This window comes from Azospirillum sp. SYSU D00513 (assembly GCF_017356015.1).
In the GTDB taxonomy this organism is placed as follows: domain Bacteria; phylum Pseudomonadota; class Alphaproteobacteria; order Azospirillales; family Azospirillaceae; genus Azospirillum.
Genome location: NZ_JAFIQV010000012.1, coordinates 24,640 through 50,652 on the forward strand (window position 1 = coordinate 24,640; position 26,013 = coordinate 50,652).

The following is a 26,013-nucleotide window of genomic DNA, read 5'->3' on the forward strand; positions in this document are numbered from 1 at the left end:
CGCCGCCGATGGTATCCAGCCGATATCGTCCTATAATTCCAACCGGATGAGAGGCGCGCGGCACCCTCCCGGGCAAGAGAGGAATCCCTTGTATCCACGATGGCCGGAAGGCTAAGTTGCCGCGCGGAAACGGGTCGCCCCCTTGTGGAGGCGATCTTTGCATATTCCGGCGCCAGCCACGACGCCCACCCGATGAACAGGACCGACGGAGGTTGGTTCCGGCCATCCGGGCGGCGGCGGTGCCGGCGAGAACGATGACGACCGCGGACCGGAACCGACGCCGCGGCAATGAGAGGGTTGGGGATGAAGAGGCAGACCCTGTTCGCCGCCGCGCTGGCGGCGGTGGTTTCGTTGATTGGATTTTCGGGAATCGCGTCCGCGGACCAGCCCCATCCCTGGCAGTTGGGGCTTCAGGATGCGGTGACCCCGGTCAAGCACCTGATGGACTCCTTCCATAACCTGCTGACGGTGATCATCGTCGCCATCACGCTGTTCGTGCTGGCGCTTCTGGTTTACATCGGCGTCCGGTTCAACCGGAACGCCAACCCGAACCCGTCGAAGACGACCCACCACACGCTGCTGGAAGTTGCCTGGACGGTCGTCCCGGTGATCATCCTGATCGTGATCGCCGTGCCGTCCTTCAAGCTGCTCTACGTGGCCGAGCAGGTGCCGGAGTCCGAGATGACCGTGAAGGTCACCGGCCGCCAGTGGTACTGGGACTACGAGTATCCGGATCACGGCGACATCGCCTTCTCCAGCTACATGGTGCAGGACGATGCGCTGAAGCCGGGCCAGCCGCGCCTGCTCGAGGTCGACAACCGCGTCGTGGTTCCCGTCGACACGACCGTGCGCCTGATCGTCACCGGCGGCGACGTGATCCATGCCTGGACCATTCCCGCCTTCGGCGTGAAGAAGGACGCCATTCCGGGCCGCATCAACGAGACCTGGTTCAAGGCCGAGAAGGAAGGCGTCTATTACGGCCAGTGCTCGGAGATCTGCGGCGTCAACCACGGCTTCATGCCCATCGCCGTCGAGGTCGTCTCCAAGGACGCCTTCGCCGCCTGGGTGGAGAAGGCCAAGGTCGCCTTCGGCCCGAACCGGGGCAACAAGGACGTGGCGCAGGTCGCCCAGTGATCCACGGGCCCGCACACCGTAAAGAAGAATTTCGCCGACGCGAGGGTATGTGAGATGGGTAACGCTTCTCCGGGTGATGCGCACGCGCATGACCACCATGTGCCGGGCTTTGTGGATCGTTGGTTGTTCTCGACCAACCACAAGGACATCGGTTCGCTCTATCTGTTCTATTCGGTCATCACCGGCGTGATCGGCGCTCTGGCGTCGGTCATCATGCGCCTGGAGCTGCAGTCCCCGGGCATGCAGTTCCTGGCCGACGGCCACGTCTGGAACGTCATCATCACGGCCCACGGCCTGATCATGGTGTTCTTCGTGGTCATGCCGGCGCTGATCGGCGGCTTCGGCAACTGGTTCGTGCCGCTCATGATCGGCGCGCCGGACATGGCCTTCCCGCGCCTGAACAACATCAGCTTCTGGCTGATGGTCCCGGCCTTCCTGCTGCTGATGGCTTCGCCCTTCGTGGGCGCGGGCGCCGGCACCGGCTGGACCATCTACCCGCCGCTGTCGGCGGCGCTGGGCCATCCGGACGCCTCGGTCGATCTCGGCATCTTCGCCCTTCACCTGGCGGGTGCGTCGTCGATCCTGGGTGCCGTGAACTTCATCACGACCATCTTCAACATGCGCGCGCCCGGCATGACGCTGCACAAGATGCCGCTGTTCGTCTGGGCGATGCTGGTCACGGCCTTCCTGCTGCTGCTCGCCGTTCCGGTGCTCGGCGGCGCCATCACCATGCTGCTGACCGACCGCAACTTCGGCACGACCTTCTTCAATCCGGAAGGCGGCGGCGACCCGGTCCTGTTCCAGCATCTGTTCTGGTTCTTCGGTCACCCCGAAGTCTACATCATGATCCTGCCGGCCTTCGGCATCATCAGCCACATCGTGTCGACCTTCTCCCGCAAGCCGGTCTTCGGCTATCTGGGCATGGCCTACGCGATGGTCGCCATCGGCGTCGTCGGCTTCGTCGTGTGGGCGCACCACATGTACACGGTCGGCCTGGACGTCGACACCAAGGCCTACTTCACCGCCGCGACGATGATCATCGCCGTGCCGACGGGCGTGAAGATCTTCTCCTGGATCGCCACCATGTGGGGCGGCTCGGTGGAGTTCCGCGTGCCCATGCTCTGGGCCTTCGGCTTCATCTTCCTGTTCACCGTCGGCGGCGTCACGGGCGTGGTCCTGTCCAACGGTGGCATGGACATCGTCCTGCACGATACCTATTACGTTGTGGCGCACTTCCACTACGTGCTGTCGCTAGGTGCCGTGTTCTCCATCTTCGCCGGCTGGTACTACTGGATCGGCAAGATGTCCGGCCGTCAGTATCCGGAGTTCTGGGGCAAGGTTCACTTCTACACGACCTTCGTCGGCGTGAACCTGATCTTCTTCCCGCAGCACTTCCTGGGTCTGGCCGGCATGCCGCGCCGCATTCCGGACTATCCGGATGCCTACGCGGGCTGGAACATGGTCTCGTCGATCGGTGCGTACATCTCCTTCGCGTCCACGCTCCTGTTCGTGTGGATCGCGATCAAGACGCTGACCAGCGGTGAGAAGGTCGGCGGCGCCTACTGGGGTCCGGAAGCCGGCACCCTGGAATGGACCGTCAGCTCGCCTCCGCCGTTCCATGCGTTCGAGACGCTTCCGCAGGTGAAGTGAGCGGAACGGGCCGGGGGTGACCCCGGCCCACGGTATGGCAAGGATGAACGACCATGACTGACATGACACTCGAACGGATCTCGGACCCGCAGCTCACGGGTGCCTCGCCCGGTGACTACCTCGAGCTTCTGAAGCCGCGTGTCATGTCGCTGGTGGTGTTCTCGGGCCTGGCCGGCATGGTCGTGGCTCCCGGGCACATCCACCCGATCCTCGCGGCGGTCGCGGTGCTCTGCATCGCGGTCGGCGCCGGCGCCTCGGGCGCCATCAACATGTGGTATGACCGCGACATCGACGCGGTGATGAGCCGCACCGCCCGGCGCCCGATCCCGTCGGGCCGGGTCCAGCCGGACGAGGCGCTCGCCTTCGGCGTGATCCTCGCCGCGGCCTCGGTCCTGGTCATGGGGCTGGCGGTGAACTGGGCGGCGGCGGCGATCCTGGCGCTGTCCATCGGCTTCTACGTCTTCGTCTACACCATGTGGCTGAAGCGCAGCACGCCGCAGAACATCGTGATCGGCGGCGCCGCCGGCGCCTTCCCGCCGATGATCGGCTGGGCGGCTGTGACGGGCGGCGTTGAACTTCCGTCGGTCCTGCTCTTCCTGCTGATCTTCCTGTGGACGCCGCCGCACTTCTGGGCGCTGGCGCTTTACCGGAGCGGCGATTACGAGCGGGCGGGCGTGCCGATGATGCCGGTCGTGGCGGGCGCCGCCTCGACCAAGCGGCAGATGTTCTTCTACACGGTCCTTCTGCTGCCGGTCGCGGTCTCGCCCTACCTCGTGGGGATCGCCGGCCCGGTCTATCTCGCCGGATCTTTGGTGCTGAACGCGCTGTTCCTGCTGTGCGCGGCGCGCGTGCTGCGCGCGGGCGACGACAAGCCGGCCAAGCAGATGTTCGGCTTCTCGATCCTTTATCTCTTCGCGCTGTTCGGCCTGATGATGGGCGAGCACGTCGTTTCCGGACTGGTGGGGTGATCGCCATGGACGAATCCGAAATCCAACGCCGCAAGCGGCTGCGCGGGCGGAATCTCGCCGTGCTCTTCGCGCTTTTGGCCCTGGTCGCCCTGTTCTACGTGATCACCATCGTCCGCATGGGCGGACACTGACGGGGGTCTCGCGATGAACGACAAGCTGAAGCGGCGCAACCGCATGGTGATGGTCTCGCTGTTCGGCATCGTGGCCGGCATGGTGGGTCTCGCCTACGCGTCCGTGCCGCTCTACAACCTGTTCTGCCAGGTGACGGGCTTCGGCGGGACGACCCAGCGGGCCGAGGCCGGCGCCGAACGCGTGGTGGACCGCAAGGTCACGGTCCGCTTCAACGCGGACGTGAACAACAAGCTGCCCTGGGCCTTCCGGCCGGAGCAGAAGGAAGTCGCCCTCAAGCTGGGCGAGACCGGGCTCGCCGCCTACCGCGCGGAGAACCGGTCCGACAAGCCCACGGTCGGCACGGCCACCTACAACGTCACGCCGGACAAGGCGGGCAAGTATTTCAACAAGATCGAATGCTTCTGCTTCACCGAGCAGGTGTTGCAGCCGGGACAGTCGGTGGACATGCCGGTCGCCTTCTTCGTCGATCCGGCCATGGCCGAGGATCCGGCGATGGAGGACGTCACCACCATCACCCTGTCCTACACCTTCTTCCGCGCCCTGGACGCCGACGCGGTCCTGGCGCAGCAGGCGAATCAACAAGGCTCTAGCGATAAGGCGGCGCCCAGCGCCACCGCGACGAACTAACATATCGGGTTGGAGAAGATGGCCGACATCACGCACGGGCACGCGCCAAACACCCCCTCCGCCGGCCACTCGGCGGGCGAGGGCATTCCGCATCCCTATCACCTTGTGAAGCCGAGCCCCTGGCCGCTCCTCAGCGCCTTCGCGGGCGGTCTGCTGGCCGTCGGCCTCGTCACCTACATGCACGACGGCGGCTGGTGGCTGCTGGCGCTCGGCGTCCTGTCGATCCTCTTCGTGATGTACGGCTGGTGGCGCGACATCCTGAAGGAGTCGATTCAGGAGAAGGCGCACACCCCGGTCGTCAAGATCGGCCTGCGTTACGGCATGGCGCTGTTCATCGCGTCCGAGGTGATGTTCTTCGCGGCCTTCTTCTGGGCCTTCTTCGACGCCGCCCTGTTCCCGAAGGTGTTCGAGGCGAACCCGAACGGCGCCTGGCCCCCCGCCAACATCACGACGGTGGACGCCTTCCACCTGCCGCTGATGATGACGCTGATCCTGCTGCTGTCCGGCACCACGGTGACCTGGGCGCACCACGCCATCATCGAGGGCAACCGGAAGGACGCCACCAAGGCGCTCGGCCTGACCGTGCTGCTCGGCATCCTCTTCACGGCCGTGCAGGTCTACGAGTACGCGCACGCCCCGTTCGGCTTCACCGACGGCATCTATCCGTCGGCCTTCTACATGGCCACCGGCTTCCACGGCTTCCACGTGCTGGTCGGCACGGTCTTCCTCCTCGTCTGCTGGTTCCGCAGCATGAAGGGCCACTTCACCCCGCAGAGCCACTTCGGCTTCGAGGCGGCGGCCTGGTACTGGCACTTCGTCGACGTGGTCTGGCTGTTCCTGTTCGTGTCGGTCTACTGGTGGGGTTCCGCCGGCGGGGCGACCGGTCATTGACCGGCCCTGGGGCCACGGTCTCTCCCATCGCCGCGGGCATGCGTTGCGCATGCCCGCGCTGCGGCCGGGGCAAGCTGTTCAGCGGCTTCCTCACCGTGGCCGAGCGGTGCGGGGTCTGTGGCCTCGACCTCGCGAAGCAGGACAGCGGGGACGGCCCGGCCGTCTTCCTGATCTTCATTCTCGGCTTCATCGCCGTTCCGCCGATCCTTCTGTTCTCGATGAACGTCGATTGGCCGCTGTGGCTCCACGCGATCGTGTGGAGCGTTCTGATTCTGGGGCTGGCGCTCGGCATGCTGCGCCCGGCCAAGGCGGCCGTCATCGCCATTCAATACCATCACCGCCGCGACCTCGAGGGATAGCCCATGCCATCCGGAGGTGAAGCCAGGCTCGCCACGCAGGGCGGTCGCCGGTTCCGTCCGTCCCTTTGGGCGACGCTCATCACCGTTCCCGCCGTCGCCGCCATGCTGGCGCTTGGCACCTGGCAGTTGAACCGTCTGCAATGGAAGACCGCGCTTCAGGAGCGCGTCGCCCAAAGCCTGACCGCCCCCGCCGTGCCTCTGCCGGCAAGCCTTGACGATCCCGCCGCCTGGGAGTTCCGCCCCGTCACGTTGACCGGCCGCTTCCTGCACGACAAGGAACTGCGCGTCGTCGCCCGCCCGCGCCAGGGCCAGGTCGGCTACGAGATCGTCACGCCCTTCGAGCGCGCGGGCGGCCCGCCGATCCTCGTGAACCGCGGCTTTGTCCCGATGGACCGGGCCGACCCCACGGCGCGCGCGGGCGGGCAGGTCGCCGGCGCGGTCACGGTGGCCGGCACCGTCCGGCTGCCGCAGGAGGCCGGTCTCTTCCAACCCGGCAACAGCCCTGGCGCCAGCAGCTGGATGCGCGTCGATCCGCCGGCGATGGCCGCCGCGGTGGGGCTGGCCGAGGTGGCGCCGGTCATCGTGGAACTGTCGCCCGGCCAGTCGCCGGGCGGGCTCCCGGCCGGCGTCGAGCAGCATGTCGAGCTGCCGAACAACCACCTGCAATACGCCTTCACCTGGTACAGCTTCGGGGCCACACTCGCGGTCATCTACGTCCTGTCGCAACGCCGCCGGAAGGAGTCCACGCCATGACCACCACGACCCTGGCGAAGCCGGACGCCTACCGCGAACTCGAGCGCCGCTTCCACCGCATCGCGGCGATCAGCGATGCGCTGGGCATCCTCGGCTGGGACAGCCAGACCATGATGCCGGACGGCGCCAATGACGGGCGGGGCGAGCAGACGGCCACGCTGTCGGTCCTCGCGCACGAGCTGGCGACCGATCCGCGCGTCGGCGACTGGCTGGAAGAGGCCGAGGGCTCCGCCGGGCTGGGCGGCTGGCAGCGCGCGAACCTGCGCGAGATGCGCCGCTCCTACCTCCACGCGACCGCCATCCCGGCGGAGCTGGTGGAGCGGACGAGCAAGGCCATCAGCAATTGCGAGATGATCTGGCGCTCCGCGCGCGCCGACAACGATTACGCTGCACTGCTTCCCTCGCTGAAGGAGGTGCTGGCCTGCGTGCGCGAGGGCGCCGAGGCCAAGGGGGCGGCGATGGGCGTCACGCCCTACGACGCGCTGCTCGACGAGCATGACCCCGGTGCCCGCGCCGAGCGCATCGACGCCGTCTTCGACGACCTCGCCGGCTTCCTGCCCGGCCTGATCGAACAGGTTCTGGAGCGGCAGGCGCGTGAACCCGCGCCGATGGTGCCGGAGGGCAGTTTCCCGGAGGCCGTTCAGAAGGCGCTCGGCGAGCGGCTGATGCGCCAAGCCGGTTTCGACTTCGAGCGCGGCCGGCTGGACGTGTCGCTGCACCCGTTCTGCGGCGGCGCCACCGATGATGTGCGGATCACCACCCGCTACGACCTGGCCGACTTCACGAAAGCCCTGATGGGCGTCATGCACGAGACCGGCCACGCCCTGTACGAGCAGGGCCGCCCGCGCGCCTGGCTGCGCCAGCCGGTGGGGCAGGCGCGGGGCATGGCGGTGCATGAGTCCCAGTCGCTGATCGTGGAGATGCAGGCCTGCCGGTCGCCGGAGTTTCTGTCCTATCTCGCCCCGCTGGCGCGGGAGGCCTTCGGCGGCACCGGCCCGGCCTGGGAGCCGGACAACCTCCGCCGTCTTTACAGCCGTGTGGAGCGCGGCTTCATCCGCGTCGATGCCGACGAGGTCACCTATCCGGCCCACGTCATCCTGCGCTACCGGTTGGAGAAGGCCATGGTGGCGGGCGACCTCGCGCTGGAGGATCTGCCCGGCGCCTGGAACGACGGCATGCGCGCGCTGCTCGGCGTGGTGCCGCCCGACGACCGGCGCGGCTGCCTTCAGGACATCCACTGGCCGAGCGGTGGCTGGGGCTATTTCCCGAGCTACACGCTCGGCGCCATGACGGCGGCCCAGCTTTTCGAGGCGGCCCATGCGGCCGAGCCGGGCCTGCGCGAGTCCCTCGCCCGGGGCGAATTCGCCCCGCTGGTCTCCTGGCTGAGGGAGAATGTGCATGCCACGGGATGCCTGCACGCCTCGGGCGACGAGCTGCTGACGGCGGCGACCGGCCGTCCGCTCGACGCCGGCGTTTTCCGGCGTCATCTGGAACGCCGCTACCTCGCCGCCTGACGGTAAGGCCGGCGTCCTGGCATAACCGGCGGAGCGGGGCTGCGGCGCACAGCCATCGCTTGCGCCGGATGCGGGGTATCGCTAACTATGCCCTCTTGCATCGGCCCGGCGTCATGGCCGGTCCAGTCAAGGCGGAGAGTGAGTGGTGCGGTATGTCAGCACGCGGGGCACGGCCCCGGTTCTGGGCTTCGAGGATGTGCTCCTGGCGGGGCTCGCCCGCGACGGCGGCCTTTATGTGCCCCAGGAGTGGCCGCGCTTCTCCGCCGACGAGATCCGCGCCATGCGCGGGCTGCCCTACAGCGAGATCGCCGTCCGCGTGATGCTGCCCTTCCTCGGCGGCGCCATCGCCGAGGACGAGTTCCGCGCCATCGTTCGGGACGCCTACGCCAGCTTCGACCACAACGCCGTCACGCCGCTGGTCCAGCTCGACCAGAAGACCTTCGTGCTGGAGCTGTTTCACGGCCCGACCCTGGCCTTCAAGGACGTGGCGCTCCAGCTCCTCGGGCGCCTTTTCGACCATGTGCTGGCAAAGCGCGGCGAGCGCGTCACCATCGTCGGCGCGACCTCCGGCGACACCGGCTCGGCCGCCATCGAGGCCTGCCGCGACCGTGAGAACGTGGACATCTTCATCCTGCATCCGAAGGGCCGCACGTCGGAGGTGCAGCGCCGCCAGATGACGAGCGTCCTGTCCGGCAACGTGCACAACATCGCGCTGGACGGCACCTTCGACGACTGTCAGGACATCGTGAAGGCGATGTTCAACGATGGGCCTTTCCGGGACCGGATCGGGCTCTCGGCGGTGAACTCCATCAACTGGGCCCGCATCATGGCCCAGATCGTCTATTACTTCACGGCCGCGGTGGCGCTCGGCGCGCCGGACCGCAAGGTCGCCTTCACGGTCCCGACCGGCAACTTCGGCAACGTCTACGCCGCCTACGGCGCGCGGGCGATGGGGCTGCCGGTCGAGAAGCTGGTGGTCGGCTCCAACGCCAACGACATTCTGGCCCGCTTCTTCCAGAGCGGCACGATGTCGATGGTGCCGGTCATGCCCACCTCCAGCCCGAGCATGGACATCCAGATCTCCTCCAACTTCGAGCGTCTCCTGTTCGACCTGCTGGGCCGCGACGGCGCCAAGGTGGTGGAGGCGATGAACCGCTTCCGGGCGGAAGGGCGCTTCACCGTGTCCGACGGCCAGCTCGCCGAGGCCCTGACCGTCTTCGCCGGCCACCGGGTCGATGAGGCCGGCACCATGGCCACCATCGAGCAGACCTGGCGCGAGTGCGTCTATCTGGTCGATCCGCACACCGCGGTGGGCGTCGCCTCGGCCGCCGCGGCGCTGCCGTCGCTCAGCCCGGACGTCGCGATGGTGGTTCTCGCCACCGCCCATCCCGCCAAGTTCCCCGACGCGGTCGAGAAGGCCACCGGCCACCGGCCGGAGCTGCCGCCGCGCCTGTCCGATCTGTATGTGCGCGAGGAGCGGCTGACGGACCTGCCGAACGATCTCGCTGTTGTTCAGGACTACGTCACGTCGCGCGCCCGCGCCGCCGCCAGCGCCGCACAGGAGACCGCATGAGCCCCGTCCAGGTTGCCCCGAACCGCACCACCCTCCGCCAGGGCTCCGTCCAGGTCACCACCCTGTCCAACGGCCTCCGCGTGGCCACCGACAGCATGCCCGACGTGCAGTCGGTGTCGCTGGGCTGCTGGGTCGGCGTGGGCACGCGCAACGAGGCGGCCAGCGTCAACGGCGTCGCCCACCTTGTCGAGCACATGCTCTTCAAGGGCACGGAGCGGCGCAGCGCCTTCCGCATCTCCGAGGAGATCGAGAATGTCGGCGGGCAGCTGAACGCCTACACCACGCGCGAGCACACGGCCTATTACGCCAAGGTCCTGCACGAGGACACCGGCCTGGCGCTGGACCTCATCGCCGACATGCTCCAGAACTCGCTGATCGACGCCGAGGAGTTGACGCGCGAGCGGGCCGTGGTGTTGCAGGAGATCGGGCAGGCCGCCGACACGCCCGACGACATCATCTTCGACCATTTCCAGGCCACCGCCTTCCCGGACCAGGCGCTCGGCCGCGCCGTCCTCGGCTCCGCCGAGATCGTCGGCGCGCTCCCGCGCGAGGCGCTGGTGGACTATGTCGGCCGCAACTACGGCGCCTCCAGCATCGTGCTGTCGGCGGCGGGCCGCATCGAGCATGACCGCTTCGTGGCCCTTGCCGAGAAGGCCTTCGCACGGCTTCCGAAGGGTGACGTCCGGGATCCGGAGCCGGCCCGCTACATGGGCGGCGACTTCCGCGAGGCGCGCGACCTGGAGCAGATGCACCTGGTCCTTGGTTTCGACGGCGTCGGGGTGCATGACCCGGACTTCTACGCCCATTCCGTCTTCTCGACCTTGCTCGGCGGCGGCATGTCGTCGCGCCTGTTCCAGGAGGTGCGCGAGAAGCGCGGCCTCGTCTACTCGATCTACAGCTTCGCCAGCGCCTACCGCGACGGCGGCCTGTTCGGCGTCTATGCCGGCACCGGTGAGGAGGAGGTGGCGGAGCTGGTCCCCGTCGTCTGCGACGAGATCGCCAAGGTCGCCCACGAGGTGACGGAGGACGAGGTCGCCCGCGCCCGCGCGCAGCTCCGTGCCGGCACGCTGATGGGGCTGGAGGGCACCATGTCCCGCTGCGAGACGCTCGGGCAGCAGCTGCTGGTCTACGACCGCCCGATCCCCGTGGAAGAGGTGGTGGAGAAGATCGGCGCCGTCGACCGCGCGGCGGTGATCCGGGTCGCCGAGCGGCTGCGTCGCAGCCGTCCGACCGTGGCGGCGCTCGGTCCGCTGGACCGTCTGGAGGATTATGACCGGATCGCGGCCCGCTTGGCGTAAGGGAGTGGCGGCGCCATGATCCGCCTGCTCGGCAGCGGCCTCATCAGCCCACCGGCCGTCCGCCTGGACGGCCCCCATTGCTACATCCGCCCGCCGCTGCCGCGCGACTGGCGGGATTGGGCTGACCTCCGCGCGGCCTCGCGGGATTTCCTGACGCCGTGGGAGCCCACTTGGCCGGCGGACGCGCTGACCCGCACCGCCTTTGGCCGCCGCCTGCGGCGGCAGGCGCAGGAATGGCGCGACGACGAGGGCTACAGCTTCCTGACCTTCGACCTTTCCACCGACCGGGTGGTCGGAGGGCTCGGGCTGTCGAACGTTCGGCGGGGCGTCGCCCAGACCGCCACGCTCGGCTACTGGGTCGGGGAGCCCTTTGCCCGCAATGGCTACATCTCCGCCTCGACGCGGCTGATCCTCGATTTCGCCTTCGGACAGCTCGGCCTGCACCGGGTGGAGGCGGCCTGCCTCCCGACCAACGCCGCCAGCCGGGGGCTGCTGGAGAAAGTCGGCTTCACGCACGAGGGTTATGCACGAGGATACCTGCGCATCGACGGGTCCTGGCGCGACCACGTGCTCTACGCCGTGCTGCGCGAGGAGTGGCGCGGCTGAGAGGGCCTTAACCCCATTTCGTTGGCGTGGGGGCCTGCACGTTTAACCACGCCTTAACCACTTCATGCGAATAATCTGCAAGATTGCATGCGTGAAGTGGATCGAACATGTCTGAACACCCGATCTTCAAGCAACAAAGTTCCTATCACTGGACCGTCGAGCATCAGGGCCGTTCGGCGGAGCTGCATTACGAGCAGGCCGGTTTCCAGAGCGGCTGGGCCGTCTACAGCGGGAACCACCTCGTCGAGCGTTGTGCCGAGCTGATGCAGGCGCGCCGCGTCGCCGCAGCGCTGGTCACCCGCCAGGCGGAACTCCAGGCCGCCTGACGGCACGGAACGTCTCCGACCAACGGAAAAGGGCCGCGCCTGTCGAAGGCGCGGCCCTTTTCGTACCAGGTGCCAGTCCGGCCCCCGACGGGATCAGGCGTGCCCGGCCTCGCCCGACAGCATGGAGAGGCTGACGCCGAGCTTGGCGATGGAGCGTTCCCACTTGCTTTCCAGGTTGGTGTCGAACAGAAGCTCCTCGTCGCAGGGCACGTTGAGCCAGCCGTTGGCCTGGATCTCCTGGTCGAGCTGTCCCGGCCCCCAGCCGGCATAGCCCAGCAGCATCAGGGTGCGGCGCGGTCCGCGGTCCTCGGAAATCGCCCGCAGGATGTCGATGGTCGCGGTCAGCGCCACTTCGTCGTTCACGACCAGCGTCCCGTCGCGGACATAGTCCGTCGAATGCAGGACGAAGCCGCGCCCCGACTCCACCGGCCCGCCGTAGTGGACGGGCATGCTAGGAACCGGCTCCTTGGCCTCGATGTCGAGCTGTTCCAGCAGGTCCTCGAAGGTGACCGACCCGAACAGCCGGTTCACGACGAGGCCCATGGCACCCTCTTCGTTGTGAGCGCACAGATAGATCACGCTTCGCTGGAAACGGGGATCGTTCATCGCGGGCATCGCGATGAGAAGCTGGCCGGTGAGATACGCCGAGGATTCGGTCTTTGTCGGCATATGGGTCTATCCTCGTCTTCCGCGTCTTGATTCAGGGGTGAAGGCCCGGCTGGGTCTTCCGTTCCGCCCGTTTTCGTCCCACATGTGGCGAGCATGACAGGACGGGCAAAGCTTTGTCATCCGGTAATCGGTCGGTTTATCCTGTCAACTTTCACATATGAGAAACAGTCCAAGCGATGAAAAGGTTTGCCGCGCCGGCTCTGGCACTCCTCCTTCTGGCCCTTCCGGAAAGCGGGCAGGCCGCCTCCGGCCCCTGGACCAAGGCAGGCCCCCTGGAGGCGCGCCTGATCTCGGCGGTCGAGGGCGTCGGCGACCTGGACACCGTCCCGCTCGGGCTTGAGGTGCGGCTGGAGCCGGGCTGGAAGACCTATTGGCGTTCACCCGGCGATGCCGGATTCGCGCCGCGCCTGGACTGGGGCGGATCGGGCAACCTGAAGGAGGCCGCGCTCTCCTACCCGGCACCGCACCGCTTCTCCGTGCTGGGCTTCGAGACGGCGGGCTACGACGTCGCCGTCACATTCCCGGTCAGGGCCGTGCCGGCGGAGCCCGGCAAGCCGCTGGACCTGAAACTGAACGCCGAGCTTCTCGTCTGCACCGACATCTGCGTGCCCCAGATGGTCTCGCTCGGCCTGTCGGTGCCCGCCGGTCCGGCCATGCCGGGGCCGGAGGCCAACGAGGTCGCGCGCGCCGAGGCGCAGGTGCCCGGCGACGGGCAGGCGTCCGGCCTCGCCGTCGAATCCGTCCGCGCGTCGGGAACGACCGTCGAGATCGAGGCGACCGCGCGGGAGACCTTCGTCCAGCCGGACGTCTTCATCGAAGCCGACCCGCCGCTCGCCTTCTCCGCTCCGGCCGCGACCTTCTCCGCCGACGACCGACGCGTGACCCTGCGGCTGGAAGCCAAGGAGGCGCCGGCCGGAACGGATCTCGCCGGGCGCTCCCTGGTCCTGACCTTGGTGGACGGCAACCGCTCCCTGGAGACTAAGGTGACGGCCGAGGCCGGCCTGGCCGGAAGCGCCCCCGCCGCGGGCCTGCTCGCGATGCTCGGCGTCGCGGTGCTGGGCGGCCTGATCCTCAACCTGATGCCCTGCGTCCTTCCGGTCCTGTCACTGAAGCTCCTGTCGGTCGTCCGCCATGGCGGGAGCGCGCCGGGGGCGGTGCGCGCCGGCTTCCTGGCCTCGGCGGCGGGCATCCTGACGTCGTTCCTGCTGCTCGCGGCGGTGCTGGTCGGGGTCAAGGCGGCGGGCGGGGCGGTCGGCTGGGGCATCCAGTTCCAGCAGCCGCTGTTCCTCGTCTTCATGGTCGTGCTGGTGACGCTCTTCGCCGCCAACCTCTGGGGCTTCTTCGAGGTCCCGCTGCCGCGCGTCCTGGCCGACCGTATGGGCGGCGGGAGCGGCGAGGGCGGCGGAATCGCCGGCCAGTTCGCAACCGGCGCGTTTGCCACGCTGCTGGCAACCCCCTGCTCGGCGCCCTTCCTGGGCACGGCGGTCGGCTTCGCGCTCGCGCAGGGGCCGGCGGAGGTCTTCGCGATCTTCGCCGCCCTCGGCGTGGGGCTGGCGCTGCCCTACCTCACCGTGGCCGCCTTCCCCCGGCTCGCCCGCCTGCTGCCCCGGCCGGGCCGCTGGATGGCCGTGCTGCGCCGGGTGATGGGCGCGGCGCTGGCACTGACCGCCCTGTGGCTGCTGTCCGTGCTCGCGGTGCAGACCGGCGAGGCGGTTGCGGCGGCGGTGGCGGCCCTAATGCTGTCCGTGCTGGCCGCGCTGTGGCTCGGGGGCAGAAACTTCCGCCCGGCGGGCGCCCTCGCCGGGCTTCTGGCGCTCGCCGCCTTCGCCGCTCCGGCGGTCGTCGGGCCGCCAGCCGGTGCCGCGACCGGCGTGGCGGAGGACGCCTCGCGCTGGGTGCCCTTCGCCGAGCCCGACATTCGCCGGATGGTGGCGGAGGGCCGCACGGTGTTCGTGGACGTCACGGCCGAATGGTGCATCACCTGCCAAGCCAACAAGAAGCTGGTGCTGAACCGGGGCGAGGTCGCCGAGCGCTTCGAGGAGGGGCGCGGCCTCGTCGCCATGCGCGCGGACTGGACGCGGCCCGACGAGGCGATCTCCCGCTACCTCGCCCGGCACGGGCGCTACGGCATCCCCTTCAACATGGTCTACGGCCCCGGCGCGCCGGAGGGCATAGCACTGCCCGAACTGCTGACGGAGTCGGCGGTGATCGAGGCGCTGGACCGCGCGGCGGGGGCATCCCGGCCCTCCTCGTAAGGCCGGGGTGGGGCGCCGGATTGCCGATTGCGGCCCCTGCCGCCCTCCGCTAGAAGGCTGGACGTGCGGAAAACGCATTCACCTCAGCGAGGACGACAACCATGGCCATCCAAGTCGGCGACAGCATTCCGTCGGTGACCTTGAAGCACCTGACCGACAACGGCATGCAGGACATCACCACGGACGAGATCTTCAAGGGCAAGAAGGTCGTCCTGTTCTCGGTGCCGGGTGCCTTCACCCCGACCTGCTCGGCCAAGCACCTGCCGGGCTTCGTCCAGCAGGCGGAGGCGCTGAAGGGCAAGGGGGTGGATGCCGTCGTCTGCACCGCCGTCAACGACCCCTTCGTGATGCGCGCCTGGGCCGAGAAGAACGACGCGGACGGCAAGGTCACCATGCTGCCGGACGGTAACGCCGCGCTCGCCACCGCGCTCGGCCTGACGCTGGACCTGTCCAAGAACGGCCTGGGCATGCGCGGCCAGCGCTTCGCCCTGATCGCCGAGGACGGCAAGGTCACGCATCTGGCCGTCGAGCAGGCCGGCCAGTTCGAGGTGTCCTCGGCCGAGGCGGTGCTCGCGGCGCTGTAAGGGTCGCGGGAAGGGGGCGGTGGCCCCGAGCCCACGGTTGAATGGTGATGGCTCTGCAACTTTTCTGCAGAGCCATTCTTTTTCTCCATGGGGAAGACGGAGCGTATGGTGCGGGTGGATGGTACCCGCCCAATTACGTAAAAAAGTTGCCGTGGCACTCTGGAGCGGCCATCTTAAAGCAACCGATAGGAGCGAGATGATGACCAGTTCCCTCCGGAAAGACCGCAAGCCGCACCTCGAATCGGAGGTGCCTGCGGATCTGCTGCGTTCTCTCGACTCCAGCGCCGACGACATCAAGAATGATCGCGTCGAGGACACGAATAGGTTTCTCGACGGTATGCAGCGGCGGATCGATGAGTATTTCGCACGCCGACGGACTCCCGGCTCGCGCTAGGTCGGAAATAGGCTGTGATCCGGCAGACCCGTACCGCAAGTCGGCAGGTCGACGACCTGTTGGCCGAATACATGCGGAGAAATTGGGACGAAGCGATCATGAACCTTGATCGCGCATTCCGTGATGCCATCGAGCGCATTGAAGCGGATCCGACTGTCGGAGCAAAATATCCGCGTCCCTATCCTGAGTTGGAAGGGTATGGCTTTCTGTGGATCGAGAGCCACATCTACTGGATAGGGTATTCGATGGCCAAGGGTTACCCGGTCATCACGAACTTCTTCAACAAGAAGCACGACATCATCAATCGAATCGCCATAGAGGACGAAGAGATCGGTCTTTGAAGCCCTTTCCCGATTGTCTGATAGAAGAAAACCAACCCGTCAGCAGGCGCTGACGGCTTTCCCTTCAAAGCGAGAGGAAGAGGGTCAGGACTCGGACTTCGGCGCCCGCGCCTCGGCCAGGCCCTTGCGGGCAAGCTCGTCGGCACGCTCGTTTTCCGGGTGGCCGGCGTGGCCGCGCACCCAGTGGAACTCGATCTCGTGCTGCTGCTTGGCGGCATCGAGCCGCTGCCAGAGATCCACGTTCTTCACCGGCTTGCGGTCGGCGGTCTGCCAGCCTTTGGCCTTCCAGCCATGGATCCACTTGGTGATGCCGTTCTTCACATATTCGCTGTCGGTGTAGAGCCGCACCTTCACCGGCCGTTTCAGTGCTTCCAGGGCCTGGATCGCGGCCATCAGCTCCATGCGGTTGTTGGTGGTCGGCGACTCGCCGCCGCACAATTCCTTTTCCACCTCGCCGAAGCGCAGGATGACGCCCCAGCCGCCCGGGCCGGGATTTCCGCTGCAAGCGCCGTCAGTGAAGATGTCCACGACCTTGCGCGCGGGGGCTTCCGGCTCAGACATGCGGAGACCCGGAGGCGGAACCGTCGATGAGATAGTCGCCCAGCCCCTTGACGCTCTGGTGGAAGCGCAGCTTGCGCAGATACTCCAGCGGGTCCTTCGGCTTCACGAAGGCGCCCGGCGGATGGTTGAGCCAGTCGTAGAGCCGCGTCAGCAGGAAGCGGATCGAACCGCCCCGGCACAGCCAGGGCAGGGCGTCCAGCTCCTCGCGCGACAGGGGGCGGACCTTCTGGTAGCTGGTCAGCAGCAGCTTCGCCTTGGTGGCGTTGAAGGACCCGTCCGGCTCGAAGCACCAGGCGTTCAGGCAGATCACCACGTCATAGACGAGGAAATCGTTGCAGGCGAAGTAAAAGTCGATCAGGCCCGACAGGCCGTCGTCCTTGAAGAACACGTTGTCGGGGAAGAGGTCGGCGTGGATGACGCCGGACGGCAGGTTCTTCGGCCAGTTGGCTTCCAGCGCCGCCAGTTCCGTCTCCAGCGCGGCGCGCAGGCCGGGGCTGACCTCGTCCGCGCGCGGGGCGCACTTCTCGAACAGCTCCTTCCAGCCGCCCAGCGACAGGGCGTTCGGCCGCTCCATCCGGAAATCGGCCACCGCCAGATGCAGGCGTGCCAGCGCCTCGCCGAGTTGGGCGCAGTGCTGCGGCGTGATGCGCCGCGGCCACATGCCCGCCAGGAAGGTGACGATTACGGCGGGGCGCCCGCACAGCTCGCGCAGCGCCTGCCCGTCCCGCGCCTGCACCGGCAGCGGGCAGGCGATGCCCTTGTCCGCCAGATGCTGCATCAGGCCCAGGAAGAAAGGCAGGTCCTCGCGCCGGGTGCGCTTTTCGTAGAGGGTGAGGATGTAGGGCCCGCTGTCCGTGACCAGGAGGAAGTTGGAATTCTCAACCCCCTCCGCGATGCCCTTGCAGGACAGCACGTCGCCCAGATCGTACTGGGCAACGAACGCGCGCAGATCCTCGTCGGTGACTTCTGTATAGACGGCCATGGACCCAGCGGTTACCGGGTTTCGCGCCGCCGGTCAATGAGCGAGGTGGGGGTCAGAGCGCGATGCCCTCGTAGAGGCAGGAAAGCGGCAACTCGAACCCGAGCGCGGCCAGCGGCAGAAGCGCCCCGGCGGTGAAATCCTCGACGATCCAGCGCTGCACGTCGCGCCGCCAGAGCTGAGCCCTGGGAGTGCGGCTGTCGACCAGCAGGATGAGCTGGACCGATGGAATCTGCATGTAGTCGGGCACCTTCGTGCCGCGGTCGTGGGCGGCGGTGCTCTCCGACAGGATTTCCACAACCAGAACAGGGTTCGGCGTCGAGCGCTGACCCGCCTGGAACGGCGTGCAGGTGACCACGGCGTCTGCTTCATAGAAGCGGTCGTTGCGATCCTCACGTTCGATGGCGGCCTCGATCATCACGCGGCAGGGTGACCGGAGGCGGTGCCGGAATTCATAGGCGATGTTCGCTGCGATCTGGCTGTGCGCCTGCGAGCAGGCGTTCATGGCGCGGGGCTGGCCTTCCACGAGTTCGTAGCGAACGTCGGGGTCTTGGTCCGACCATGAGAGGAACTCCTCGATGGTCATCGTCTGGATGGCCGGCGCGCCCATGAAGCCCTCCGTTGAACGGATCTTTCCAGATTATGCGTTCGCCAAATCGGCCTGTGAAGAATTATGGCGCCAAGGCCGGAACGGCCCCGCCCTCCGTCACGCCTCCGCCGGCACCGGGCGGGAGGACGCGTCGCCGTCCAGCAGGGCCTTCGGCAGCTTGAAGGTGATGTCCTCGAAGGCCGTGCGGATCTCCCGGACCGTCACGTCGAAGCGGGCGCGGGCGGCTTCGATGACTTCCTCCACCAGGATCTCCGGGGCGGAGGCGCCGGCGGTGATGCCGAGCGTGCCCACACCCTCCAGCATGCTCCAGTCGATCTCGGCGGCGCGCTGGACGAGCTGGGCGCGGGCGCAGCCGTGGGTCTTCGCCACCTCCACCAGCCGCTTGGAGTTGGAGGAGTTGGGGGCGCCCAGCACCAGCAGCGCGTCGGCCTCCGGCGCGATGGCCTTCACGGCCTGCTGGCGATTGGTCGTGGCGTAGCAGATGTCTTCCTTCTTCGGCCCGGTCATGGCGGGGAAGCGGGCCTGGAGGGCGGCGACGATGTCGGCCGTCTCCTCCACCGACAGGGTGGTCTGGGTCGCGAAGGCGATGTTCAGCGGATCCCGGACCTCCAGGGTCGCGACATCCTCCACCGTTTCCACCAGCACCACGGAGCCTTCGGGGAGCTGGCCCATGGTGCCGATGACCTCCGGATGGCCGGCATGGCCGATGAGGATGACCTGCTTGCCCTCCTCATGGTGGCGCTCGGCCTCTCGGTGGACCTTGCTGACCAGCGGGCAGGTGGCGTCGAGATAGAACAGGCCGCGCGATTCGGCGTCCTTGGGAACCGACTTCGGCACGCCGTGGGCGGAGAAGACGACCGGCACGCCGTCGGGCACCTGGTCCAGCTCGTCCACGAAGACGGCACCCTTGGCTTCCAGGCTCTCCACGACGAAGCGGTTGTGGACGATCTCGTGCCGGACATAGACCGGCGCGCCGTAGCGCTCCAGCGCCACTTCGACGATCTGGATCGCCCGGTCCACGCCGGCGCAGAAGCCGCGGGGGGCGGCGAGCAGGATGGTGAGGGGCGTCTTGGTCATGTCGTCGCTCGGTGTCCGTGGCAAAGGGGTCCGGCGGGGACCCGTCGGATTGGGCGGGGTCTGCCGCGCGGCCTTGTGCCCGCCCGGCGGCTTCTCTACAGTCGCGACCCGATACACCGATCCAACCTGTTAGGCCAGACCGATGGACCGCCGCGCCCGTAATATAGGATCCCTTGGCTGGAAATGCCTGCCCGCCGTTGCGGTGCTCGCACTGGCCGGCTGCTCCAGCCCGACGCCGACGCAGTTGGCGCTCTCCTGCCCGAAGGTGAACATCATCCGCGACCTGGCGGAGGTGACGCAGTTCCGGCCGGGCGGCAACGGCCCGTCCGATGTCGTGACGCGCGGCCTGCTGGCGGATTTCTTCGGCAATTGCGATTACACCAGCGACGGCGTGACCGTGAACGTGAACCTGCAGCTGATGGCCGAGCGTGGGCCGGCCATGCAGAACGACCAGGCGAACTTCCGCTACTTCGTCGCCATCGTCCGCCCGGGCGAGGAGATGCCCGCCGTCAAGCGCGAGTTCGACACGACCGTCCGCTTCAAGCCGCTGGAGGGCCGCGTCACCGCGACGGAGGAGCTGTCGCCCAAGATCCCGCTTCCGGTGGACCAGAACGCCGGGGACTGGAACATCCTCGTCGGCTTCCAGCTCACGCCCGAGCAGCTGGAATTCAACCGCGTCCTGGCGGCGCGCGCCAGCCCCCAGAGCCCGCCGGTGCTGACGCCGCGGAAGTGACGATCGCTCGAACCGCTCGAGCTTCCGGCGCCTCAAGCGCCTGATTGACAAAGCCGTTCGGTCCTATAGGCTGGACGCACATGCCGATGACCCCATGCGGGAGAGACCGCGGCCCGCGAGGGCCGTGGCGCCGAAGGAGCAACCGCCCCCGGAAACTCTCAGGCAAAAGGACCGCAAGGGGTTGGCAGCTCTGGAAAGCAGCCTCGGCCGCATAGGCCGGGTCTCACCGAAGGAGTAAACCGGTCCGCAGGCTTGTGCCCGGACGGTGAATCTCTCAGGTCCAAGACAGAGGGGGCCTCCTCCCGAGCCAATCCTGGCACGGGACCTGGCCCCCTGTCGGAGGACCCGCGTGACCGAGGCGCCCGATACCATCAAGACCACGCCGCTGCATGGCCTTCACCTCGAGCTGAAGGCCCGCATGGTGCCCTTCGCCGGCTACGACATGCCGGTGCAGTACCCGCTGGGCATCCTGAAGGAACACCAGCACACCCGCGAGAAGGCCGGCCTGTTCGACGTGTCCCACATGGGGCAGGTGCGGCTGACCGGCGACGATCCGGCCGCCGCACTTGAGACCCTCATCCCCGGTGACATCAAGGGGCTCGCCCCAGGGCGCATGCGCTATTCCCTGTTCCTGAACGAACAGGGCGGCATCCTCGACGACCTGATGGTCACCAACGCCGACGACCACCTGTTCCTGGTGGTCAACGCCGCCCGCAAGGAGCATGACGTCGCCCTGCTGCGTGACCAGCTGAAGGGCAGGGCGGAGGTCGAATATCTCGCCGACCTGGCCCTGCTCGCCCTGCAGGGGCCGAAGGCGGCCGAGGTGATGGCGCGCTTCGTGCCGGAAGCCGCGACCATGAAGTTCATGAGTTACCTGCCGGCGGTCTTCAACGGCATCCCGGTGGTGCTCACCCGCTCCGGCTACACGGGCGAGGACGGCTACGAGATCTCCTGCGACAAGGCCGACGCGGAGCCGGTCGCCCGCGCCCTGCTCGCCGATCCGGACGTCGAGCCGATCGGGCTCGGTGCCCGCGATTCGCTGCGGCTCGAGGCCGGACTCTGCCTCTACGGCCACGACATCGACGAGACCACCACCCCGGTCGAGGCGGCTCTGGAGTGGGCAATCTCGAAGCGCCGGCGGCAGGAGGGCGGTTTCCCCGGCGCCGACATCATCCTCGGCCAGCTGAGCGACGGCGCCCCGCGCCGCCGCGTCGGCATCCAGCCGGAAGGGCGCCAGCCGGCGCGCGAGCTCACGGAGATCTTCGATGCCGACGGCGCGAGGATCGGCGAGGTGACCAGCGGCGGCTTCGGCCCCACCGCCAACGCGCCGGTCGCCATGGGCTATGTGGACCGTGCCCACGCCGCACCCGGCACGCCGCTCCAGCTCATGGTGCGGGGCAAGCCGGTCACGGCCCGCGTCGCCGCCATGCCCTTCGTCCCGCAGCGCTATTACCGCGGGTGATGGCCCGGCCGCCGTGCCGGCCTATCCTTTTCATCGAACGCCTGATTCCATCGAACAACCGAACGAACTCCCACACCGAAGGGGAAGAGAATGACCGTGAAGTTCACCAAGGACCATGAGTGGATCCGCGTCGAGGGCGACGAGGCGACCGTGGGCGTGTCCGATTACGCCCAGCAGCAGCTCGGCGACGTCGTCTTCGTGGAGCTGCCGGACGTCGGCCGCACGCTGGAGAAGGGCAAGGAAGCCGCCGTCGTCGAGTCGGTGAAGGCGGCGAGCGAGGTCTTCGCCCCGGTATCCGGCGAGGTGATCGCGGTGAACCCGGAGCTGGAGGCCGACCCCTCCCTGGTCAACGGCGGTGCCGAGAGCGCCGGCTGGTTCTTCAAGCTGCGCCTCACCAACCCGTCGGAGCTGGACGGGCTGATGGACGAAGCCGCCTACAAGGAATTCGTCGAGGGCCAGCACTGACATGCGCTACCTGCCCCTGACCGAGGCCGACCGGCGTTCCATGCTGTCGGCCATCCAGGCGTCGCCGATCAAGGCCGCCACCGTGGACGACCTGTTCCGCGACGTGCCGAAGGCCGCCCGGCGGCCCGGCCCGATCGAGGGGCTGACGAACCACATGGGCGAGCTGGAGGTCGAGCGCGCGCTGGGCTCCATGGCCGCCCGCAACCTGCCGGCGGGCTCCTGCCCGAGCTTTCTCGGCGCGGGCGCCTACCGCCATCACGTGCCGGCCACGGTGGACCATCTGGTCCAGCGCGGCGAGTTCCTGACCGCCTACACCCCCTACCAGCCGGAGGTGAGCCAGGGCACGCTGCAGGTGCTGTTCGAGTTCCAGACCCAGGTGGCGCTGCTGACCGGGATGGATGTCGCCAACGCCTCCATGTATGACGGCGCCACCTCCTGCGCGGAGGCCGTCATGATGGCCAACCGCGTGACGCGCCGGAAGAAGGCGGTCCTGTCCGGCGGCCTGCACCCGCATTACCGGGACGTGACGACGACCGACGCCCGCTTCATCGGGTTCGAGGCCGACGCACGGCCGACCGATCCAATGGGCAGCGAGGATCTCGCCGCGCTGGTGGACGAGCAGACCTCCTGCGTCGTGGTGCAGAACCCCAGCGTCTTCGGCCATGTGCGCGACTACACGGCACTCGCCCAGGCCTGCCAGGCGAGGGGAGCCCTGCTGATCGTCGTCGTGACGGAGGCCATGTCGCTCGGCCTGCTCACCCCGCCCGGCGCGATGGGGGCCGACATCGTCGCGGCCGAGGGCCAGTCGCTCGGCAACACCCTGAACTTCGGCGGCCCCTATGTCGGGCTGTTCGCGGTGAAGGAGAAGTATGTCCGCCAGATGCCCGGCCGCCTCTGCGGCCAGACGGTGGACGCGGACGGCCGGCGCGGCTTCGTGCTGACGCTCTCCACGCGTGAGCAGCACATCCGGCGCGAGAAGGCGACGTCCAACATCTGCACCAATTCGGGCCTCTGCGCGCTCGCCTTCTCCATACACCTCAGCCTGCTGGGCGAGGAGGGCTTCACCGGGCTGGCCCGGCTGAACCATGCCAAGGCGGGCCAACTCGCCGACCGGCTGGCCGGGGTGAAGGGCGTCGAGATCGTCAACGACAGCTTCTTCAACGAGTTCACGGTCCGGCTTCCCAAACCCGCCGCTGGCGTGGTGGAGGAGCTGGCGCAGCGCCGCATCCTCGGCGGCGTCCCCGTCTCCCGCCTCTATCCGGGAGAGATGGAGGACCTGCTGCTGGTGGCCGCGACCGAAACCAACACCGACTCCGACATGGACGCCTTCGCCAAGGCGCTCTCCGAGGTTCTGTCATGAGCATGAACAACCAGGGCCGCCCGACCGGGATCGGCAGCGCCGACAGCGCTGTCCCGGACACCATCACCGGCAACCGGGGCCTCCAGATCGAGGAGCCCCTGATCTTCGAACAGGACAGCGCCGGCCGCTGCGGCGTTGATCTGCCGGAGGTGCCGGCCATGCGCATGCGGCTCGGCACCGTGAAGCCGCGCGCGGCGGTCGGCCTGCCAGGCCTGGCCGAGCCGCAGGTGGTCCGCCACTACACGCGCCTGTCGCAGAAGAACTACGCCATCGACAGCGGGCTCTATCCGCTGGGCTCCTGCACGATGAAGCACAACCCGCGCCTGAACGAGAAGATGGCGCGGCTGCCCGGATTCTCCGACGTGCACCCGCTCCAGCCGGAGAGCACGGTGCAGGGCGCCTTGGAGCTGATGGACACGCTGGCCCATTGGCTGAAGACGCTGACGGGCATGGCCGCCGTGACGCTGGCGCCCGCGGCGGGTGCCCATGGCGAGATGTGCGGCATCATGGCGATCCGCTCCGCCCATGAGGCGCGCGGCGACACCGGCCGCACGAAGATCCTCGTGCCGGAAAGCGCCCACGGCACCAACCCGGCGACCGCCGCCGCCTGCGGCTACACGGTCGAGTCGATTCCGGCGACGCCGGACGGCCGTGTCGACCTGGAGGCTCTGAAGGCGAAGCTCGGCCCCGACGTCGCCGGGCTGATGCTGACCAACCCCAACACCTGCGGCCTGTTCGAGCGCGAGATCCTGGAGATCGCCGAGGCCGTGCATGGGGCCGGCGGCTATTTCTACTGCGATGGCGCCAACTTCAACGCCATCGTCGGGCGCGTGCGGCCGGCCGACCTCGGCATCGACGTGATGCACATCAACCTGCACAAAACCTTCTCCACCCCGCATGGCGGTGGCGGCCCGGGTTCCGGTCCTGTGGTCTTCGCGGAGTCGCTGGCACCCTACCTGCCCGTGCCCTTCGTCGTGAAGGAGAAGGGCGATTTCCGGCTCGTGGAGGAAGCGGGCGAGGGTCCGGCCTTCGGCCGCATGAAGGCCTTCCACGGCCAGATGGGCATGTTCGTCCGGGCGCTCGCCTACATGATGAGCCACGGGGCGGACGGGCTGTGGCAGGTGGCGAGCGACGCCGTGCTGAACGCCAACTACGTGATGGCACGTCTCCAGGACGTCATGACTCCGTCCTTTGACGGCCCCTGCATGCACGAGTGCCTGTTCGACGACCGCTTCCTGAAGGGGACGGGGGTGACCACGCTCGACATCGCCAAGGCGCTGATCGACGAAGGCTTCCACCCGATGACCATGTATTTCCCGCTGGTCGTCCATGGCGCCCTGCTGATCGAACCGACGGAAACCGAGTCCAAGGCAAGCCTCGACCAGTTCGTCACGGCGCTCCGCGCCCTGGCGGAACGGGCCAAGTCGGGCGACGTGGAGTATTTCCAGGGCGCCCCGCGCCTGACCCCGCGCCGCCGCCTGGACGAGACCGGCGCCGCCCGCAAGCCGATCCTGCGCTGGACCCCGCCGGCCGAGCAGGCCCAGGCCGCGGAGTGACGGAAGCGAGGGCCGTCCGGAGAGAACCGCCGGACGGCCCGCGGCCCAATGCATCCACATGGATGTATTGGGCCGCGCTCTATTGCGGGTGCTGAAAGCACCGGCTTTTTAAGTCTTTGTTATAAGCAGCCCTTCTAAACATCAGCGCATCAGCGTGATGGAAGGCGACCGTGGGAACTCTTCTGGACATTGCGATCGGGTTGATCCTGATCTATCTCGCCATCAGCCTGGTGGTGACCGCCGCGCAGGAAGCGCTGTCGAGCCTCATCGGAATGCGGGCCAATCTGCTTCGGCGCGGCATCGCCAACCTTTTCGGCGCACCGGAGGAGGCGGACAAGGCGCCCAGCCCGAATCCGGGCACCGCCCCGTCATCCAACCCGGCGGCTGATCTGCTGAAACAGTTCAGCGACAGCCCGCTGATCGCGTCGCTCACCCGCACCAACCGGCAGCCCTCCTACATTCCGGCGGAGAATTTCGCCCGCGCGGTGATCGGGATCGCGTCCCAGGCCGCCGCTGCGGGCGCCACGGCGCAGGTGGTCTACTCGCAGGTGGAGGGCTGGGCCGAAACCAACCAGAACACGCGGATCGGCGCCGGCGTCAAGCTGCTGCTGACCGACGCGCAGGGCGACCTGGACAAGCTGCAGGCCAATCTCGAGGCCTGGTACAACAGCGTGATGGACCGTGTCTCCGGGGCCTACAAGCGCTGGTCGCAGTGGATCGGGATCATGATCGGCTTTGCCGTGGCGGTCCTGCTGGACGCGGACAGCATCTCGATCGTTTCGACCCTTGGTGACCAAGCGACCATCCGCACGGCGTTGGCCGCGCTCGGCGATCAGGTGGGCCAGGGCACTCTGCCGACCGACGGCGCCACGACCGCAGGCCTCGTGAACCAGTTGCTGGAAACCGGCGCCATCGGCTGGAAGACGGGGGAGTTCAGCGCGCTCTTCACGGCGGCGGGCGCCACGCTCATCCTGCCGAAGATTCTCGGCTGCGGCATCACGGGCTTCGCGACCTCGCTCGGTGCCGCCTTCTGGTTCGACACGCTTCAGCGGTTCGTCCGCATCCGAGCGGCTGGCAAGCACCCGGACACCGGGAAATAAGGGAAAGGAAAGAGCAAGGGGCCGGCGAGCCGGCCC

Annotated in this window: 28 protein-coding genes and 1 riboswitch; of the genes, 23 read left to right on the forward strand and 5 right to left on the reverse strand. The window is 67.9% G+C overall.

What is annotated here, in order from left to right; genetic code table 11:
- The first annotated feature begins 303 nt into the window (after positions 1-303).
- From coxB to JUB11_RS11085, 13 genes are all read left to right on the forward strand, one after another.
- Positions 304-1,134, forward strand: a complete 831-nt coding sequence (gene coxB, locus JUB11_RS11030; RefSeq protein ID WP_207458585.1) for a cytochrome c oxidase subunit II — start codon at positions 304-306, stop codon at positions 1,132-1,134.
- A 54-nt stretch (positions 1,135-1,188) separates the two neighbouring features.
- A complete protein-coding gene (gene ctaD, locus JUB11_RS11035) occupies positions 1,189-2,784 on the forward strand; it encodes a cytochrome c oxidase subunit I (protein ID WP_207458586.1) in 1,596 nt (531 codons plus the stop codon).
- A 53-nt stretch (positions 2,785-2,837) separates the two neighbouring features.
- A complete protein-coding gene (gene cyoE / locus JUB11_RS11040) occupies positions 2,838-3,752 on the forward strand; it encodes a heme o synthase (RefSeq protein WP_207458587.1) in 915 nt (304 codons plus the stop codon).
- A gap of 5 nt (positions 3,753-3,757) precedes the next feature.
- Positions 3,758-3,883 carry a hypothetical protein gene (locus JUB11_RS33170; protein ID WP_282189058.1) on the forward strand — a complete coding sequence of 42 codons (126 nt, stop codon included), beginning with the start codon at positions 3,758-3,760 and terminating at the stop codon, positions 3,881-3,883.
- Positions 3,884-3,896: 13 nt separating this feature from the next.
- On the forward strand, positions 3,897-4,511 hold the full coding sequence (locus tag JUB11_RS11045; RefSeq protein ID WP_207458588.1) for a cytochrome c oxidase assembly protein: 615 nt from the start codon (positions 3,897-3,899) through the stop codon (positions 4,509-4,511).
- An 18-nt stretch (positions 4,512-4,529) separates the two neighbouring features.
- On the forward strand, positions 4,530-5,402 hold the full coding sequence (locus JUB11_RS11050; RefSeq protein WP_207458589.1) for a cytochrome c oxidase subunit 3: 873 nt from the start codon (positions 4,530-4,532) through the stop codon (positions 5,400-5,402).
- Positions 5,399-5,761 carry a DUF983 domain-containing protein gene (locus JUB11_RS11055; protein WP_247886988.1) on the forward strand — a complete coding sequence of 121 codons (363 nt, stop codon included), beginning with the start codon at positions 5,399-5,401 and terminating at the stop codon, positions 5,759-5,761. Before JUB11_RS11050 ends, JUB11_RS11055 begins: the two co-directional genes overlap by 4 nt.
- Before the next feature lie 3 nt (positions 5,762-5,764).
- A complete protein-coding gene (locus tag JUB11_RS11060) occupies positions 5,765-6,514 on the forward strand; it encodes an SURF1 family protein (protein ID WP_207458590.1) in 750 nt (249 codons plus the stop codon).
- Entirely contained in the window at positions 6,511-8,028 is a 1,518-nt protein-coding gene (locus tag JUB11_RS11065; RefSeq protein WP_207458591.1) for a carboxypeptidase M32, read from the forward strand. The genes JUB11_RS11060 and JUB11_RS11065 overlap by 4 nt, the downstream gene beginning before the upstream one ends.
- Before the next feature lie 145 nt (positions 8,029-8,173).
- Positions 8,174-9,601: a threonine synthase gene (thrC, locus tag JUB11_RS11070; RefSeq protein WP_207458592.1), complete on the forward strand. Its 1,428-nt coding sequence runs from the start codon at positions 8,174-8,176 to the stop codon at positions 9,599-9,601.
- Positions 9,598-10,899, forward strand: coding sequence for a pitrilysin family protein (locus JUB11_RS11075; RefSeq protein WP_207458593.1), 1,302 nt, complete (start codon positions 9,598-9,600; stop codon positions 10,897-10,899). Before thrC ends, JUB11_RS11075 begins: the two co-directional genes overlap by 4 nt.
- Before the next feature lie 15 nt (positions 10,900-10,914).
- Positions 10,915-11,505: a GNAT family protein gene (locus JUB11_RS11080; protein ID WP_207458594.1), complete on the forward strand. Its 591-nt coding sequence runs from the start codon at positions 10,915-10,917 to the stop codon at positions 11,503-11,505.
- A 107-nt stretch (positions 11,506-11,612) separates the two neighbouring features.
- Positions 11,613-11,831: a hypothetical protein gene (locus JUB11_RS11085; protein WP_207458595.1), complete on the forward strand. Its 219-nt coding sequence runs from the start codon at positions 11,613-11,615 to the stop codon at positions 11,829-11,831.
- Between the two features lie 93 nt (positions 11,832-11,924).
- On the opposite strand, the gene JUB11_RS11090 is transcribed toward JUB11_RS11085, so the two are convergent.
- Positions 11,925-12,500 (reverse strand): YqgE/AlgH family protein, encoded by a 576-nt coding sequence (locus JUB11_RS11090; RefSeq protein ID WP_207458596.1) that lies wholly within the window; start codon positions 12,498-12,500, stop codon positions 11,925-11,927.
- Positions 12,501-12,676: 176 nt separating this feature from the next.
- Between JUB11_RS11090 and JUB11_RS11095 the strand changes: the two genes are divergently transcribed.
- The 4 genes from JUB11_RS11095 (at position 12,677) to JUB11_RS11110 (ending at position 16,074) form a co-directional block, all read left to right on the forward strand.
- Positions 12,677-14,755: a protein-disulfide reductase DsbD domain-containing protein gene (locus JUB11_RS11095; protein WP_207458597.1), complete on the forward strand. Its 2,079-nt coding sequence runs from the start codon at positions 12,677-12,679 to the stop codon at positions 14,753-14,755.
- Between the two features lie 101 nt (positions 14,756-14,856).
- Positions 14,857-15,339 carry a peroxiredoxin gene (locus JUB11_RS11100; protein WP_207458598.1) on the forward strand — a complete coding sequence of 161 codons (483 nt, stop codon included), beginning with the start codon at positions 14,857-14,859 and terminating at the stop codon, positions 15,337-15,339.
- Between the two features lie 196 nt (positions 15,340-15,535).
- Complete coding sequence (locus JUB11_RS11105; protein WP_207458599.1) at positions 15,536-15,733, forward strand: hypothetical protein; 198 nt, start codon at positions 15,536-15,538, stop codon at positions 15,731-15,733.
- Between the two features lie 14 nt (positions 15,734-15,747).
- A complete protein-coding gene (locus JUB11_RS11110) occupies positions 15,748-16,074 on the forward strand; it encodes a hypothetical protein (RefSeq protein ID WP_207458600.1) in 327 nt (108 codons plus the stop codon).
- An 84-nt stretch (positions 16,075-16,158) separates the two neighbouring features.
- Here JUB11_RS11110 and rnhA read toward each other — a convergent pair whose 3' ends face one another.
- From rnhA to ispH, 4 genes are all read right to left on the reverse strand, one after another.
- Entirely contained in the window at positions 16,159-16,635 is a 477-nt protein-coding gene (rnhA, locus tag JUB11_RS11115; protein ID WP_207458601.1) for a ribonuclease HI, read from the reverse strand.
- Positions 16,628-17,617, reverse strand: a complete 990-nt coding sequence (locus JUB11_RS11120) for a homoserine kinase (RefSeq protein ID WP_207458602.1) — start codon at positions 17,615-17,617, stop codon at positions 16,628-16,630. Before JUB11_RS11120 ends, rnhA begins: the two co-directional genes overlap by 8 nt.
- Before the next feature lie 52 nt (positions 17,618-17,669).
- Positions 17,670-18,224, reverse strand: coding sequence for a Uma2 family endonuclease (locus JUB11_RS11125; RefSeq protein ID WP_207458603.1), 555 nt, complete (start codon positions 18,222-18,224; stop codon positions 17,670-17,672).
- A gap of 96 nt (positions 18,225-18,320) precedes the next feature.
- Entirely contained in the window at positions 18,321-19,301 is a 981-nt protein-coding gene (gene ispH / locus JUB11_RS11130) for a 4-hydroxy-3-methylbut-2-enyl diphosphate reductase (RefSeq protein WP_207458604.1), read from the reverse strand.
- 142 nt (positions 19,302-19,443) lie between these two features.
- Between ispH and JUB11_RS11135 the strand changes: the two genes are divergently transcribed.
- The 6 genes from JUB11_RS11135 (at position 19,444) to JUB11_RS11160 (ending at position 25,977) form a co-directional block, all read left to right on the forward strand.
- Positions 19,444-20,034: a hypothetical protein gene (locus JUB11_RS11135; RefSeq protein ID WP_207458605.1), complete on the forward strand. Its 591-nt coding sequence runs from the start codon at positions 19,444-19,446 to the stop codon at positions 20,032-20,034.
- Positions 20,035-20,121: 87 nt separating this feature from the next.
- Positions 20,122-20,218: riboswitch (glycine riboswitch) on the forward strand.
- Positions 20,219-20,383: 165 nt separating this feature from the next.
- The gene (gcvT, locus tag JUB11_RS11140; RefSeq protein ID WP_207458606.1) at positions 20,384-21,496 is read left to right on the forward strand and encodes a glycine cleavage system aminomethyltransferase GcvT; all 1,113 of its coding nucleotides are present in this window, start codon (positions 20,384-20,386) and stop codon (positions 21,494-21,496) included.
- 90 nt (positions 21,497-21,586) lie between these two features.
- Positions 21,587-21,961, forward strand: a complete 375-nt coding sequence (gene gcvH / locus JUB11_RS11145) for a glycine cleavage system protein GcvH (RefSeq protein WP_207458607.1) — start codon at positions 21,587-21,589, stop codon at positions 21,959-21,961.
- A 1-nt stretch (position 21,962) separates the two neighbouring features.
- Positions 21,963-23,321: an aminomethyl-transferring glycine dehydrogenase subunit GcvPA gene (gene gcvPA / locus JUB11_RS11150; protein ID WP_207458608.1), complete on the forward strand. Its 1,359-nt coding sequence runs from the start codon at positions 21,963-21,965 to the stop codon at positions 23,319-23,321.
- Entirely contained in the window at positions 23,318-24,877 is a 1,560-nt protein-coding gene (gene gcvPB / locus JUB11_RS11155; protein WP_207458609.1) for an aminomethyl-transferring glycine dehydrogenase subunit GcvPB, read from the forward strand. Before gcvPA ends, gcvPB begins: the two co-directional genes overlap by 4 nt.
- A gap of 170 nt (positions 24,878-25,047) precedes the next feature.
- Positions 25,048-25,977, forward strand: coding sequence for a hypothetical protein (locus tag JUB11_RS11160; RefSeq protein WP_207458610.1), 930 nt, complete (start codon positions 25,048-25,050; stop codon positions 25,975-25,977).
- Positions 25,978-26,013 lie beyond the last annotated feature (36 nt).

Excerpts from the sequence above, each read along its gene's own strand:
- ispH (WP_207458604.1), bottom strand. The coding sequence starts at position 19,301 with ATGACCAAGACGCCCCTCACCATCCTGCTCGCCGCCCCCCGCGGCTTC.
- coxB (WP_207458585.1), top strand. The coding sequence starts at position 304 with ATGAAGAGGCAGACCCTGTTCGCCGCCGCGCTGGCGGCGGTGGTTTCG.
- JUB11_RS11075 (WP_207458593.1), top strand. The coding sequence starts at position 9,598 with ATGAGCCCCGTCCAGGTTGCCCCGAACCGCACCACCCTCCGCCAGGGC.
- JUB11_RS11080 (WP_207458594.1), top strand. The coding sequence starts at position 10,915 with ATGATCCGCCTGCTCGGCAGCGGCCTCATCAGCCCACCGGCCGTCCGC.
- JUB11_RS11135 (WP_207458605.1), top strand. The coding sequence starts at position 19,444 with ATGGACCGCCGCGCCCGTAATATAGGATCCCTTGGCTGGAAATGCCTG.
- gcvPB (WP_207458609.1), top strand. The coding sequence starts at position 23,318 with ATGAGCATGAACAACCAGGGCCGCCCGACCGGGATCGGCAGCGCCGAC.
- JUB11_RS11120 (WP_207458602.1), bottom strand. The coding sequence starts at position 17,617 with ATGGCCGTCTATACAGAAGTCACCGACGAGGATCTGCGCGCGTTCGTT.
- cyoE (WP_207458587.1), top strand. The coding sequence starts at position 2,838 with ATGACTGACATGACACTCGAACGGATCTCGGACCCGCAGCTCACGGGT.
- JUB11_RS11095 (WP_207458597.1), top strand. The coding sequence starts at position 12,677 with ATGAAAAGGTTTGCCGCGCCGGCTCTGGCACTCCTCCTTCTGGCCCTT.
- JUB11_RS11090 (WP_207458596.1), bottom strand. The coding sequence starts at position 12,500 with ATGCCGACAAAGACCGAATCCTCGGCGTATCTCACCGGCCAGCTTCTC.
- gcvPA (WP_207458608.1), top strand. The coding sequence starts at position 21,963 with ATGCGCTACCTGCCCCTGACCGAGGCCGACCGGCGTTCCATGCTGTCG.
- gcvH (WP_207458607.1), top strand. The coding sequence starts at position 21,587 with ATGACCGTGAAGTTCACCAAGGACCATGAGTGGATCCGCGTCGAGGGC.
- rnhA (WP_207458601.1), bottom strand. The coding sequence starts at position 16,635 with ATGTCTGAGCCGGAAGCCCCCGCGCGCAAGGTCGTGGACATCTTCACT.
- ctaD (WP_207458586.1), top strand. The coding sequence starts at position 1,189 with ATGGGTAACGCTTCTCCGGGTGATGCGCACGCGCATGACCACCATGTG.
- JUB11_RS11065 (WP_207458591.1), top strand. The coding sequence starts at position 6,511 with ATGACCACCACGACCCTGGCGAAGCCGGACGCCTACCGCGAACTCGAG.
- JUB11_RS11045 (WP_207458588.1), top strand. The coding sequence starts at position 3,897 with ATGAACGACAAGCTGAAGCGGCGCAACCGCATGGTGATGGTCTCGCTG.
- JUB11_RS11105 (WP_207458599.1), top strand. The coding sequence starts at position 15,536 with ATGATGACCAGTTCCCTCCGGAAAGACCGCAAGCCGCACCTCGAATCG.
- JUB11_RS11100 (WP_207458598.1), top strand. The coding sequence starts at position 14,857 with ATGGCCATCCAAGTCGGCGACAGCATTCCGTCGGTGACCTTGAAGCAC.
- JUB11_RS11085 (WP_207458595.1), top strand. The coding sequence starts at position 11,613 with ATGTCTGAACACCCGATCTTCAAGCAACAAAGTTCCTATCACTGGACC.
- JUB11_RS11050 (WP_207458589.1), top strand. The coding sequence starts at position 4,530 with ATGGCCGACATCACGCACGGGCACGCGCCAAACACCCCCTCCGCCGGC.
- JUB11_RS11060 (WP_207458590.1), top strand. The coding sequence starts at position 5,765 with ATGCCATCCGGAGGTGAAGCCAGGCTCGCCACGCAGGGCGGTCGCCGG.
- JUB11_RS33170 (WP_282189058.1), top strand. The coding sequence starts at position 3,758 with ATGGACGAATCCGAAATCCAACGCCGCAAGCGGCTGCGCGGGCGGAAT.
- JUB11_RS11125 (WP_207458603.1), bottom strand. The coding sequence starts at position 18,224 with ATGGGCGCGCCGGCCATCCAGACGATGACCATCGAGGAGTTCCTCTCA.